Source organism: Aeromonas sp. 6P (genome assembly GCF_051919525.1).
In the GTDB taxonomy this organism is placed as follows: Bacteria; Pseudomonadota; Gammaproteobacteria; order Enterobacterales; family Aeromonadaceae; genus Aeromonas; species Aeromonas veronii.
On record NZ_JBQBEO010000002.1, the window covers coordinates 539,227 to 552,060 of the forward strand.

Annotated in this window: 14 protein-coding genes; 9 read left to right on the forward strand and 5 right to left on the reverse strand. The window is 59.5% G+C overall.

All coding sequences use genetic code 11. From position 1 onward, the window contains the following. Positions 1-4: 4 nt before the first annotated feature. Both proC and ACTG2J_RS02585 read right to left on the reverse strand, forming a co-directional pair. Entirely contained in the window at positions 5-829 is an 825-nt protein-coding gene (proC, locus tag ACTG2J_RS02580) for a pyrroline-5-carboxylate reductase (RefSeq protein WP_113740090.1), read from the reverse strand. 141 nt (positions 830-970) lie between these two features. Then, a complete protein-coding gene (locus ACTG2J_RS02585; RefSeq protein ID WP_113740091.1) occupies positions 971-1,672 on the reverse strand; it encodes a YggS family pyridoxal phosphate-dependent enzyme in 702 nt (233 codons plus the stop codon). 39 nt (positions 1,673-1,711) lie between these two features. Between ACTG2J_RS02585 and tapT the strand changes: the two genes are divergently transcribed. The 4 genes from tapT (at position 1,712) to ACTG2J_RS02605 (ending at position 5,325) form a co-directional block, all read left to right on the forward strand. Next, positions 1,712-2,746 carry a type IVa pilus ATPase TapT gene (gene tapT / locus ACTG2J_RS02590; protein WP_005340354.1) on the forward strand — a complete coding sequence of 345 codons (1,035 nt, stop codon included), beginning with the start codon at positions 1,712-1,714 and terminating at the stop codon, positions 2,744-2,746. Between the two features lie 28 nt (positions 2,747-2,774). Beyond that, positions 2,775-3,884, forward strand: coding sequence for a type IVa pilus ATPase TapU (tapU, locus tag ACTG2J_RS02595; protein WP_439997897.1), 1,110 nt, complete (start codon positions 2,775-2,777; stop codon positions 3,882-3,884). A gap of 47 nt (positions 3,885-3,931) precedes the next feature. Then, the gene (gene yaaA / locus ACTG2J_RS02600; protein WP_236293753.1) at positions 3,932-4,705 is read left to right on the forward strand and encodes a peroxide stress protein YaaA; all 774 of its coding nucleotides are present in this window, start codon (positions 3,932-3,934) and stop codon (positions 4,703-4,705) included. Positions 4,706-4,899: 194 nt separating this feature from the next. Further along, positions 4,900-5,325 (forward strand): hypothetical protein, encoded by a 426-nt coding sequence (locus ACTG2J_RS02605; RefSeq protein WP_005340360.1) that lies wholly within the window; start codon positions 4,900-4,902, stop codon positions 5,323-5,325. A gap of 360 nt (positions 5,326-5,685) precedes the next feature. On the opposite strand, the gene ACTG2J_RS02610 is transcribed toward ACTG2J_RS02605, so the two are convergent. Beyond that, positions 5,686-6,177, reverse strand: coding sequence for a methylated-DNA--[protein]-cysteine S-methyltransferase (locus ACTG2J_RS02610; RefSeq protein ID WP_042656246.1), 492 nt, complete (start codon positions 6,175-6,177; stop codon positions 5,686-5,688). 30 nt (positions 6,178-6,207) lie between these two features. Next, positions 6,208-6,624 carry an alternative ribosome rescue aminoacyl-tRNA hydrolase ArfB gene (gene arfB / locus ACTG2J_RS02615; protein WP_019445599.1) on the reverse strand — a complete coding sequence of 139 codons (417 nt, stop codon included), beginning with the start codon at positions 6,622-6,624 and terminating at the stop codon, positions 6,208-6,210. A 201-nt stretch (positions 6,625-6,825) separates the two neighbouring features. Between arfB and glnK the strand changes: the two genes are divergently transcribed. The 5 genes from glnK (at position 6,826) to ACTG2J_RS02640 (ending at position 12,221) form a co-directional block, all read left to right on the forward strand. Continuing rightward, on the forward strand, positions 6,826-7,164 hold the full coding sequence (gene glnK / locus ACTG2J_RS02620; RefSeq protein ID WP_005341406.1) for a P-II family nitrogen regulator: 339 nt from the start codon (positions 6,826-6,828) through the stop codon (positions 7,162-7,164). A gap of 258 nt (positions 7,165-7,422) precedes the next feature. Beyond that, positions 7,423-8,430 (forward strand): Fe(3+) ABC transporter substrate-binding protein, encoded by a 1,008-nt coding sequence (locus ACTG2J_RS02625; RefSeq protein WP_005340374.1) that lies wholly within the window; start codon positions 7,423-7,425, stop codon positions 8,428-8,430. Positions 8,431-8,469: 39 nt separating this feature from the next. Next, positions 8,470-10,095 (forward strand): ABC transporter permease, encoded by a 1,626-nt coding sequence (locus tag ACTG2J_RS02630; protein WP_439989038.1) that lies wholly within the window; start codon positions 8,470-8,472, stop codon positions 10,093-10,095. Positions 10,096-10,177: 82 nt separating this feature from the next. After that, entirely contained in the window at positions 10,178-11,212 is a 1,035-nt protein-coding gene (locus tag ACTG2J_RS02635; RefSeq protein WP_113740094.1) for an ABC transporter ATP-binding protein, read from the forward strand. A gap of 103 nt (positions 11,213-11,315) precedes the next feature. Continuing rightward, the gene (locus tag ACTG2J_RS02640) at positions 11,316-12,221 is read left to right on the forward strand and encodes a Dyp-type peroxidase (RefSeq protein ID WP_005340377.1); all 906 of its coding nucleotides are present in this window, start codon (positions 11,316-11,318) and stop codon (positions 12,219-12,221) included. Between the two features lie 90 nt (positions 12,222-12,311). On the opposite strand, the gene argR is transcribed toward ACTG2J_RS02640, so the two are convergent. Next, the gene (gene argR / locus ACTG2J_RS02645; RefSeq protein ID WP_005340378.1) at positions 12,312-12,782 is read right to left on the reverse strand and encodes a transcriptional regulator ArgR; all 471 of its coding nucleotides are present in this window, start codon (positions 12,780-12,782) and stop codon (positions 12,312-12,314) included. Positions 12,783-12,834: the final 52 nt, after the last annotated feature.

A 12,834-nucleotide genomic window follows, 5' to 3' on the forward strand; every position in this document is an offset into this window, starting at 1 on the left:
CCTGTTAGAAGAGGGTTTCCATTTCGGTGGCGCGAGCAACGGCCGCCTGCATGGCTTGCGCAGTCAGCGGCATCAGCCCCTGCTGCTGGAATGTCTTGATGGCTTCGGCTGTGGTGCCGCCCTTGCTGGTGACCTGCTCACGCAGGGTTTGCAGCGACAGCTCCGGGTTTTGCTCCACCATGGCGGCTGCGCCCAGCGCGGTCTGCTGCACCAGCAGGCGTGCCTGATCGGGCGAGAAGCCCAGTGCCTCCGCCTCTTCGGCGATCGCCTGCATAAAGAGGAAGAAGTAGGCCGGAGCACTGCCCGCAGCAGCGATGACGCCGTTGATGCCAGACTCCTGCTCCACCCAGAGGGTCTTGCCGACCGCCTGCATCATCTGCTCGGCAAAGTTGCGATCACTGGCTCCAATATGCACGGGCGCGTAGAGACCGGTCATGCCCAGACCCAGCAGGGCCGCGGTATTGGGCATGGTGCGGATGATGCGGTCGTGGCCACCGGCCATCTCGCCAAGGCGCGCAACCTTGATACCGGCCGCGATGGAGATGAGCAGCTTGCCTTCAAGGGAGCCCAGCTCTTCAACCAGTGCTGCCAGCATGCCGGCCATCAACTGCGGCTTGACCGCCAGCACGATCACTTCGGCGTCACGGGCCGCCTCGGCATTACTCTGGGTGATGCGAATGCCGTAGTCGCTCGCCAGCGCCTCCAGCTTGGGCAGACTGGGGTTGGCAGCCGTGATCTGCCCGGCGGGATAACCCGCCTTGACCAGTCCGGCGATGATGCTGCGGCTCATGTTGCCCGCGCCGATAAAGGCCAGCGTTCTATGCTGCATCAGATGCTCCTGTAGCACATGGGGTCGCGGCGGGGTTGGCGCTGCCTGCACCACCTGACGCCAGAATTCGGTGTTCCATCAAACGCTCCTGTTGATGAAGTCGGGCAAGAGGCGGACGTATGGGTTATCCGCTGGCCTTGCCTATGAGTAGTCACGGGCGCCGAAGATGGCGGTGCCCACCCGCACCATGGTGCTGCCGTGGGCTATCGCCAGTTCAAGATCCTCGGTCATCCCCATCGAGAGGGTATCCACCGTGGGGTATTGTCGCGCAAGCTCGGTGAACAGAGTCTGCATACGGGTCATTTGGGCAGCCAGTACGCTCTCGTCACTGGTGTGCTCGGGAATGGCCATCAGCCCCCGCAGCACCAGTCGCTCACTTTGAGAGACCAGCTCGGCAAGGCGGAAAATCTCTTGTTCCGACGTTCCGGATTTGCTGCTCTCTCCGCTAATATTGATTTGCAGACAAACATTTAGCGGTGCCATTGTAGTTGGGCGCTGGTTGTTGAGGCGGTCGATCAGCTTGTCCCGATCCACGCTCTGCACCCAGTCAAACCGTTCGGCAACCAGTTTGGATTTGTTCGATTGCAAAGGGCCGATAAAGTGCCACTCTATGTCGCTATATTCCGGCTGCTGGCGCAAGGTATCGATCTTGGCCGCTGCTTCCTGGGCGTAGGATTCGCCAAAGCAGCGCTGACCTGCGGCATGGGCAGCCATGATGGCCTCGACAGGTTTGGTCTTGCTCACTGCCAGCAGGCGGATCTGCTGCAGGTTGCGGCTCGCCCGTTCGGCGCCCTGGGCAATACGTTCCTTTACCTGAAACAGGTGCTGGGCAATCTGGTTCATATTTCGTTAGTGATCTTGTGATGGGAGAATGACAAGTCTATGGATATCACAGAGTTATTGGCTTTCAGTGTAAAGCATAAAGCCTCGGATCTACACCTCTCGGCCGGGGTTCCCCCGATGATCAGGGTTGATGGTGAGGTTCGCAAGATCAATTTGCCCGCCCTGGAACACCGGGAAGTGCATGCCCTCATTTACGACATCATGAACGACCATCAGCGCAAGGAGCTGGAGGAGAACTTCGAGGTCGACTTCTCGTTCGAGGTACCCAATCTGGCCCGTTTCCGGGTTAACGCCTTCCAGCAGGCGCGCGGCTCGGGCGCGGTATTTCGTACCATCCCCAGCACTGTGCTGAGCCTCGAGGATCTCGATGCGCCGGAGATCTTCCGCAAGATCGCCGAGTTCCCGCGGGGTTTGGTGTTGGTGACCGGCCCGACCGGTTCCGGTAAATCGACCACCCTGGCGGCCATGGTCAACTACATCAACGAGAACTTCCATCACCATATCCTCACCATCGAAGACCCCATCGAATTCGTCCACGAGAACAAGCGCTGTCTGGTGAACCAGCGGGAAGTGCACCGCGATACCAAGAGCTTCAGCAACGCTTTGCGCTCAGCACTGCGGGAAGACCCGGACATCATTCTGGTGGGCGAGATGCGTGACCTTGAGACCATTCGTTTGGCCATGACCGCCGCCGAAACTGGCCATCTGGTGTTTGGCACCCTGCACACCTCGTCGGCGGCCAAGACCATCGACCGTATCATCGACGTCTTCCCCGGCGCGGAGAAGGACATGGTGCGCTCCATGCTCTCCGAATCCCTGCGGGCGGTCATCTCCCAGACCCTGCTCAAGCGTATCGGTGGCGGTCGGGTGGCGGCCCACGAGATCATGATGGGCATTCCAGCGGTGCGTAACCTCATCCGGGAGGACAAGATTGCCCAGCTCTACTCGGTGATCCAGACCGGGATGACCCACGGCATGCAGACCATGGATCAGAGCCTCAAGCAGCTGGTGAGTCGTGGCGTGGTGGCATCCCTCGATGCCAAGGCCAAGGCTGTTGATCCCAACAGCATTTAAGAGACTCGCACCCAGGGAGGGATAGATGATGAATCTGGATGATCTGCTGAGCGAGCTGGTCGAGCGAAAGGGATCGGATCTGTTTGTGACGGTGGGCTTGCCGCCCACCCTCAAGGTGAATGGCCATCTGGTGTCGCTGGGAGGCGAAGCCCTCGACAAGAAGGGTGCGCTGACGCTGGTCAGGGATACCCTCAGCAGCGATCACTTCGAGCGTTATATCCGCACCAAGGAGGCCAACTACGCGATCTATCGCGAGGCGCTTGGCCGTTTTCGGGTCAGCGCCTTCTGGCAGCAGGAGCTGCCCGGCATGGTGGTGCGACGTATCGAGACCCGCATTCCCACCTTTGAAGATTTGCAGCTACCCAAGATCCTGCAAGAGGTGGCGATGGCCAAGCGGGGACTGGTGCTGTTTGTCGGCGCTACCGGGGCGGGCAAATCGACCACCCAGGCGGCGATGATCGGCTATCGCAACCAGCATGCCGATGGTCACATTCTGACGGTGGAAGATCCGGTGGAGTTCGTCCATCAGCATGGTCGCAGTCTGGTGACCCAGCGAGAGGTGGGGATCGACACCGAGTCGTTCGATGTGGCGCTAAAAAGCTCGCTGCGTCAGGCGCCGGACGTGATCCTGATCGGCGAGATCCGAAGTCAGGAGACCATGGAATTTGCCCTGCAGTTCGCCGAGACGGGACACCTTTGTCTCGCCACTTTGCATGCCAACAATGCCAACCAGGCGCTGGATCGCATCCTCCATCTGGTGCCGCAGGACAAACACCGCCAGTTCCTGTTCGATCTCTCTTTCAACCTCAAGGCCATCGTCGCCCAGCAGTTGGTGCCGAGTATGGATGGCAAGCGGCGCTGCGCTGCGTTCGAGATCCTGCTCAATACCCCGCTCATCACCGACATTATCCGCAAGGGAGAGATGCATCGCCTCAAGGAGGTGATGACCAAATCCACCGAGCTGGGTATGCAGACCTTCGATCAGGCGCTTTTCAGCCTGTTCTGCGCCGGCCAGATTGGCTACAGTGAGGCACTCGCCCACGCCGACTCGGCCAACGACCTGCGACTGCTGATCAAGCTCTCCGGTCGCGAACGGCTCGGCACCGGCACGCTGGACAATGTGACGCTGGATGAATGAATCATGGGGCCGCTCTGCCGTTCGGCCCCTCGCCATAAAGGAACGTTATGCTGATTGTGGTTTCCCCGGCCAAGACGCTGGATTACGAGTCACCGCTGGTGACACCCCGTTTCACCCAACCCGAGCTGCTGGATCACTCCGCCGAACTGATTAGCCGGGCCCGCCAACTGAGCCCTGACCAGATCGCCACTCTGATGAAGATCAGCGACAAGCTGGCCGGTCTCAATGCCGCCCGTTTTGCCGAGTGGCAGCCAGATTTCACCCTCGCCAACGCCCGTCAGGCGCTGCTGGCTTTCAAGGGGGATGTCTACACCGGTTTGGCGGTAGAGGATTTCAGCGAGGCCGATTTTGACTTCGCTCAGGCACACCTGCGGATGCTCTCCGGCCTCTACGGCGTGCTTCGCCCCCTCGATCTGATGATGCCCTATCGGCTAGAGATGGGGACCAAACTCGACAACGATCGCGGCAAGGATCTTTACCAGTTCTGGGGGGAGGTGATCACTCACCATCTCAACGACGCGCTGGCCGCTCAGGGGGATGAAGTGTTGATCAATCTGGCCTCCGACGAGTATTTCAAGTCGGTACGCCCCAAGAGCCTGAAAGGGCGGATTGTCACACCGGTGTTCAAGGATGAGAAGAACGGCCAGTTCAAGATCATCAGCTTCTACGCCAAGAAGGCGCGCGGCATGATGGCTCGCCACATCATCAAGCACCGTCTGACCGAGGTGGAGCAGCTGACTGGTTTCAACGCCGAGGGCTACTACTTTGTGCCGGAAGAGTCGGACGCCAATACCCTGATGTTTAAACGCGCCGAAAATTAATTACAAAAAGAGGGAACCAATCTTTCGACCCGCGGGTCTGAATATGTGAATCCTCTGTTGTAAGCACTTTTTATTCGCCGACGTTTGATACGTCGGCTTTTTTATTGCCGTTTTTATTGTCCATCGATTGCCTTCGCCGGGACTATGTGGTTCAGATAGACTCAAGACAGGGAGCGAGTCGTCGTGAGGTGAATATGGAACAGAAAAATGCCATTCGGCAGGTTGCCGTCCCTTGGGCTCCGTCCCGCCAGCTACCGCCCGGTCTGGTTGTGGCCGAGCTGCATCAGGATCTCTGGAGCGACTCTCTGACTATCATGCTGGGGCGGGCACGCAGCATCGATCTGCCCCCGCAAATCCTCTGCCGGGTCTATTTTCGCCATATCTACGCCCTGCGGGTTATCGAAGATTGCGATCTGGCCGAGGGGAAGGATAGTCATGCCATCGAAGAGCAGATCCAGCTCATCACCCCATCCCGTTTTGCCAGCTGGTTCCATCAGGAGTCGGACGGTCTGCATCTGGATGAAGATCTGCAGCACTATCGCATCTCGACCTGGGATTATTGCGCCGATGTGCTGACCTCCTCGGCGCCGGAGCTGCAGTTCCTGCCCCAGAGCGAGTAGCCCGCTGTTACGTCAGAGGCGAAGGATGATCCTTCGCCTCTTGGTTTTTGGGCGGATGTAGATTTTGTGGCGCTCAGGCCACTCAACCCGGGTGGTGGCCTGTTGTGTTGGCACAAAAAAAGCGCCTCAGAGGAGGCGCGGGGAAAAAGACAGATTGGAAGCGTCACATGGGTGCTACTTGAATCAGCGAATGAGCCGTGCCATTCAAGTATGGAGCCATCATGCCAAGCTCAATCTGAAGTAGTTCTGAGGCGATTCTTCATTTTCTGTTCATCTTGTCAGCAAAGCGTGGCCACTGGCTGAAAGCCTTTTCATGCTGGTCACGATATTGTCCCGTCCCTCTCCGGGGTGGTCATCGTGTCATGGGGCCAGCTCGAATGTTGTGCCTGCCTGTTCCAGTGCCAGCAACCAGCGCTTGATGGGAATGCCGCCAGCATAGCCGGTCAGCTCGCCGCTACGTCCGATCACTCGATGGCAGGGCACTATGATGCTCAGCGGATTGCGGCCATTGGCAGCGCCTACCGCCCGTACCGCCTTGGGATTGCCGATAGCCTGGGCAATCTCGAGATAGCTCACGGTCTCGCCATAGGGGATATCACACAAAGCGTTCCATACCGTTTGCTGAAACGGAGTGCCCTTCGCTGCCATGGGCAGATCGAACTGCTGCAATTTTCCGGCAAAATAGGCGGTGAACTGCTCGACGAAAGGAGCAAGAGCCAGGTCATCACGCTGCCACTCATCGGTCGGAGTTACCGGCTGCTCCCCCCGCACGAACTCCACATAGCGCAGACCATCCTGATTGATGGCAATGAGCAGCGGGCCGCGGGCGCTGTCGCAAAAACTGTATCTCATCGGCTGACATCCTTTGGGGGTCGGGGGGGCTCAGTCCAGAACCGGTTTGCCGCGGGCGGACTTGATATCCCCCTTGCGCTTTTTGGCATCGACCCGTTTGCGCTGGGAGCTGCGGGTCGGCTTGGTGGCATGACGAGCCTTGGGGCGCCAGGCTGCTTTTTTCAGCAACTCCACCAGACGGCTCATCGCCTCCTTGCGGTTCATGTCCTGGCTGCGATGGCTCTCGACCCGGATCAGTACAAAGCCATCGTGTACCCGGCTGTCGCTCAGCTTGTCGAGACCCTCCTTGTAGAGGGGCGTCAGGCTGGGAGAGTTGCGGTAATCGAAGCGCAACCAGACGGCGGAGTCGGTCTTGTTGACGTGCTGTCCACCGTTGCCCTGTGCCCGCATGGTCTGAAATTGCAGCTCATGCCAGGGAATTGTGACGCTGTTGGAGATAACTAACATGCTGTTTTGCTCTTGTTTGGTGCATACCCGCTGACCGCTGCAGCATGGTGCCTCATTATGGGGCGTGCTGGCCAGTTATGGGGATGTACCTGGCGAATGGCGCCGACATTAAACTCTATCTATATGAAATAAAACAATAAAAATACTTGGCATAAGAATTGAAACCCGATTCATGACACACCATGGATTGGGAGCAACCAGATGAAGCTGATTAGTGCGATTATCAAACCGTTCAAGTTGGACGATGTCCGCGAGGCTATTGCCAACCTGGGGGTGGAAGGGCTGACCGTGTCCGAGGTCAAGGGATTTGGCCGCCAGAAGGGACACACCGAATTATACCGGGGAGCCGAGTATCAGGTCGACTTCCTGCCCAAGGTGAAGCTGGAGATTGCTACCGCCGATGATAACGTGGAAGGGGTGATCGAGGCGATCTGCAAGGCGGCCTATACCGGCAAGATCGGCGACGGCAAGATTTTTGTCTACGACTTGCTGCAAGCGGTGCGCATCCGCACCGGCGAGAGTGACGACGAGGCGCTGTGATGAACCGCATCAGTGACGTACAGATCTGTTGACCTCCCGATCTCGGGGAATCCCGATGGAGTGAGCGCTTATTGAAGCCTGATCAACATAACGTTTTGCTCAGAAGAGGCCGAATGGGATTCCATCCGGCCCTTTTCATTTATGGGCGATTAAATATGTGATGTGGCGACGGCGAGCTTTCTTGATCCGCTTATAAGATGTATGCAGAATGCAAACGGAAATCGTTATCACTCTGTATAGCTAATCAAGGAATGGATGATGAAAATGAAGATGTTGGCACTGGCTTTCTCTGCGTTGGCAGCTCAGTCGGCATTGGCGGCCGGGGAAGTGAATGTCTACTCCAACCGGCAGGATGAGCTGATCAAGCCCATCATCCAGCAGTTCGAGAAGGAATCTGGCATCAAGGTGAACGTGGTGTTCGCCAAAGAGGGGTTGAACGAGCGTCTGGAGCGGGAAGGCAAGCTCTCTCCGGCCGACCTGATGCTGACCGTTGATATCAGCCGTCTGACCGATCTGGTGGACAAGGGGCTGGTGCAGCCGGTGGACAGCAAGATCCTGCAGGAGAACATCCCCGCCATCTATCGTGATCCGGAGAATCGCTGGTTCGCCCTGACCACCCGGGTGCGCGCCATCTACTCCAGCAAGGATCGCCTCGGCAAGCTCGACACCATCAGCTACGAAGACTTGGCCAAGCCTGAATTCAAAGGAAAAATCTGCACCCGCAGCGGCAAGCATGAGTACAATGTGGCGCTGGTCTCCTCTATGATTGCCCATCACGGCATGGCCGAGACCAAAACCTGGCTGGAAGGGGTCAAGGCCAACCTGGCGCGCAAGCCGCAGGGCAACGACCGGGATCAGGTCAAGGCGATCAAGGATGGTATCTGTGACGTGTCGCTCGGCAACAGCTACTATCTGGGCGCCATGTTGAAAGATCCGGCGCAGAAGTCCTGGGCGGATGCAGTCTATATCAACTTCCCGAACCAGGCTGACCGCGGTGCCCACGTCAACGTGAGCGGCGTGGCCATGACCAAGTATGCCAAGAACAAGGCCGAGGCCCAGAAGCTGATGGAGTTTCTGGCTGGTGATACCGCCCAGCACATGTATGCGGACGTGAACGCCGAATATCCGGTCAAGGCCGGAGTCGAGCCTTCCGCCATGGTCAAGTCCTGGGGCAGTTTCAAGTCTGACGCACTACCGGTCAGCGATTACGCCAAGCACCGCAAGGACGCCTTGCAGTTGCTGGATGAAGTGAAGTTCGACTTGTAATTAGATGGGGCCAACGGCCCCATCAACATCTGTGGTCTCATGAAAAATTTTGGATGGATGACCGGCAGCTGGGCCATCGCCCTGCTGCTGGGTTTACCGGTTATAGCCCTGCTTTTCTCTGCCTTCTCGGCTGAGGGAGAGCTCTTTCGCCACCTCGCCGATACCGTGCTGCTCGATTATTTGGGCAATACCCTGGGGCTGGTGGTCGGCGTAGTATTGCTAAGCCTGCTATTTGGCGTGCCCACCGCCTGGCTGGTGGCCATGTGTCAGGTGCCGGGGCGCCGAGCCCTGCAGTGGGCCTTGATGCTGCCAATGGCCATGCCCTCCTATATCGTCGCCTACGTCTATACCGACTTGCTCGATTACTCGGGCCCGCTACAAGCCGAGTTGCGAGCGCTCTTTAGCTGGAACAGTCCAGCCGATTACTGGTTTCCGGCCATTCGCTCCCTTGGCGGCGCCTCCTGGGTGCTGGCGCTGGTGCTGTTCCCCTATGTCTATTTGCTGACCCGCGCCTCTTTTCTCGAGCAGTCAGTCAGCCTGATCCACTCCAGCCGCCTGCTCGGCTGTACCCCGTGGCAGAGTTTTCGCCGCCTCAGTCTGCCGCTGGCACGCCCCGCCATCATGGTGGCGGTATCGCTGGTGGCCATGGAGACGCTGGCCGATTTCGCCACCGTCCACTTCTTTGCCATCAACACCCTGACCACGGCGGTCTACGACACCTGGCTCGGCTATGGCAGTCTGGCCACCGCGGCCAAGCTCTCCTGCCTGATGCTGCTGGCGGTGGTGCTGCTGATCGCGCTGGAGCGCCGCTCGCGCAGCAGGCAGCAGGTGTTCCAGAAGTCCATGGGCCATGAGCAGCCGCTGCGCTATCCTCTCAAGGGGATGAGTCGCGCTCTGGCCGGTCTCTGGTGCTGGGGGCTGGTGCTGGCCGGTTTCGGCCTGCCATTCGTCATCCTGCTGGACTACGGGGTGCGCTACTTCGAGTTGTCGTGGACGCCGGAGTTTGTCCGCTTCGCCGGCAACAGCTTGGCTATCTCGGCGCTGACCGCTCTGCTGGCGATGGGCATCGCCCTGCTGCTCGGCTTCTTCCGCCGTCTCGATGGCGGGTTCAAGAGTTTGCTGCCCCTGCGCATCGCCGCCATGGGTTACGCCATGCCGGGCACCGTGCTCGCCATCGGGGTGCTGGTCCCGCTCACCGCCCTCGACTTTGCCATCAACGATCTGGCCGAATGGCTCGGGCGTCAGGGGCCGGGCTTGCTGCTGACCGGTACCATCACCGCCATCGTGTTCGGCTATCTGGTGCGCTTCGTGGCCATCGCCATCGGCTCGGTGGAGAGCAGCATGGGCAAGATCTCCCCCAGCCTCGACATGGCGGCCCGCTCTCTGGGGCAAGGGGATGGCGGCATGCTGCGGCGGGTTCATCTGCCGCTGGTGCGCCGGGGTCTGTTTGCCGGTGCCATGCTGGTGTTTATCGAATCCATGAAGGAGCTGCCCGCCGCCCTGCTGCTGCGGCCGTTCAACTTCGATACTTTGGCGACCCACGTCTACCAGTTCGTCTCGGACGAAATGCTGGAGCGCGGCGCGCTGGGGGCCATCGTCATCGTGCTGGTGGGGCTGTTGCCGCTGATCTGGGTCAACCGCACTCTGGATAGTCCCGGCCACTGAGTCGCCACGTCGGCCAATGAAATTGCATGCGGTGCGCTGAACCGAAAGGCTGCGCGCCGCCAGAAACGAGAGGAAGTCAGCCTTGTCCTGTTTGCAGGTTGAAAATGTCAGCTGCCGTTACAACGGCCGCAATGTGCTGGAACATTTGTCCCTGACTGTGGCAGACAACGAGATCGTCTGCCTGCTGGGAGCGAGTGGCTGCGGCAAAACCACGCTGCTCAAGGCCATCGCCGGCCTGCTGCCGCTGGCAGAGGGGACGATCCGCCTCGGCGATACCCTGCTCGACGGGTCGGGTGCCAGCATGCCGCCCGAGGCGCGCAATATCGGGATGATCTTTCAGGATTACGCCCTCTTTCCCCACCTGACGGTGGCCGACAACGTCGGCTTCGGTCTGACCAAACTCGAGCGCCGTGCCCGCCAGCAGCAGGTGGACGAGGCGCTGGCGCTGGTCAATCTGCAGGGGCTGGGGGATCGCTATCCGCACCAGCTCTCCGGCGGCCAGCAGCAGCGGGTAGCCATCGCCAGGGCGCTGGTGTGCAAGCCGCGGCTGATGCTGCTGGATGAACCCTTCTCCAACATCGACACCCAGGTGCGGATGAAGTTGATCCTCGAGATCCGCGCCCTGCTCAAGCAGCAAGGGATTGGCGCCATCTTCGTCAGCCACAGCAAGGAGGAGGCGTTTGCCTTCGCCGATCGGCTGGCGCTGTTTCGTGCCGGTCACATCGAACAGGTGGGCCAGCCGGAGCAGCTCTATCGCCGTCCGCAAAACCGCTTCGTGGCGGAGTTTCTCGGTGGGGTCAACTATCTGGCTGCCGAGGTGGTGGACAGCCACTGCGTACAGACGGCGCTCGGGGTCATTTGTGGCAGCGAGCCCCATGGCCGCGCAGTGGGTGAGCAGTTGCAGCTGATGCTTCGACCCCAGCAACTGCTGCTGGAGAGCGCCGCAGATGGCGAGCTCAAGGTGGTGGAGCAGCAGTTCCTCGGCCACCACTGCCGGGTGCTGTTCGAGTGTGGCGATCTGCAGCTGGAGGCGAGCATTGGCGAGCCCCTTGATGGGATGCGGGCACGGATCAAGGTTGCCCCCCATGGATTGGTGTTGTTTGACCCTTTGCCCTGAACGCGTGATATCGTCGTGAAATCAAAGAACTGGATCCACTCTGGTTTATAATCGCGCAACGCAAATAGCCCGTAACGCTAACGCCTACTCAGGGGAGAGATATATGAAAGCCCAAGCCGGGATCTGCGCAGAGCCGAATCTGCACGCCCTCTATCTGATGTTCAATCGCACCGGCGATGCCGCCGAACTGGTCGGCCGTTTGGCCAAACTGCCCGCCCTGTGGCAGGCGGTCGCCGCCGATTTCCCCGATGCCGGTTTCAGCGGTCTGGTTGCTGTTGGCGCCGACGCCTGGGATGGTCTCTACCCTGCCGCCCGTCCGCCCCAGTTCCGCAGCTTTATGGCGCAATCCGCCAACGGTCAGGAAGCTCCCAACACCCCGTTTGATCTCTTTATTCAGCTGCGCGCCGATCGGGTGGATGTGCTGCACCACGCCGGTCACCGTGTGATGGCGCTGCTGGCCGGACTGGTCGAGCTGGCCGAAGAGGTGCGTGGCTTCCGCAATCTGGATTTCCGTGACCTGACCGGTTTCGTTGACGGCACCGAGAACCCGCAGGATGAACACCGTGCCGAAGTGGCGCTGGTGGCCGATGGCGAGTTTGCCGGTGGCTCCTACATTCATGTCCAGCGCTGGGTACACGCCATGAGCGACTGGGAGAAGCTGGCGCAAAAAGAGCAGGAAGACATTATCGGTCGCACCAAGCCCGACAACATCGAGTATGAATCTGCCGCCAAGCCGCTGACCGCCCACATCAAGCGGGTCAATCTCAAGACGCCGAAAGGGGAGTCCATGGAGATCCTGCGCCAGAGTATGCCCTGGGGCACCATGACCGAGCAGGGGCTCTACTTCATCTCCTGCTGCCGCACACCGCAGCACTTCAACGCCATGCTGGCCAGCATGTACAAGGGAGAGGGCAGCCACTTCGATCACCTGCTGCGCTTCACCAAGGCAGTGACCGGCGCGGCTTTCTTCGCCCCATCGGAGGGTTTTCTGATGGCGCAGGGCAAATAAGCCCGCCTGACGAAGACTCAGAAAACAAAAATCCCGGCCTTGGCCGGGATTTTTCGTTCAGGCTTGACCGCGATGACGCGGTAGCGGCCATTACGGAGTCTGTTCGAACAGCTCGAGGGCGGAGAGATAGAGCTCTTCGATATCGGTGTCGCTGGTCGGGGTGATGAAGATGGTGTCATCACCGGCGATGGTACCGAGGATCCCCTCTGCCTTGCCGAGGGAGTCGAGCAGGCGGGCGATCAGCTGGGCTGCGCCCGGGCTGGTGTGGATCACCACCAGTGCGCCGTTGTGATCGACGTCCAGCACCAGATTCTTGAGCGGGCTGGAGGTGGTGGGCACGCCCAGTTCCACCGGCAGGCAGTAGACCATCTCCATCTTGGCATTGCGAGTGCGAACGGCGCCGAAGCGGCTCAGCATGCGCGATACCTTGGACTGGTTGATGTTCTCGAAGCCCAGCTCTTGCAGGGCGGTGACGATTTCTGCCTGGGAGCCAAAGCGCTCTTCTTTCAGCAAGGCTTTAAAGGCCTTGGCCAGTTTTTCTTGCTTGTCGTTGTGTTTCATCTTGGTCTCACGAATGAGGAGGTGTGGCGGCCTGTGCGATACAGGCGGCAGA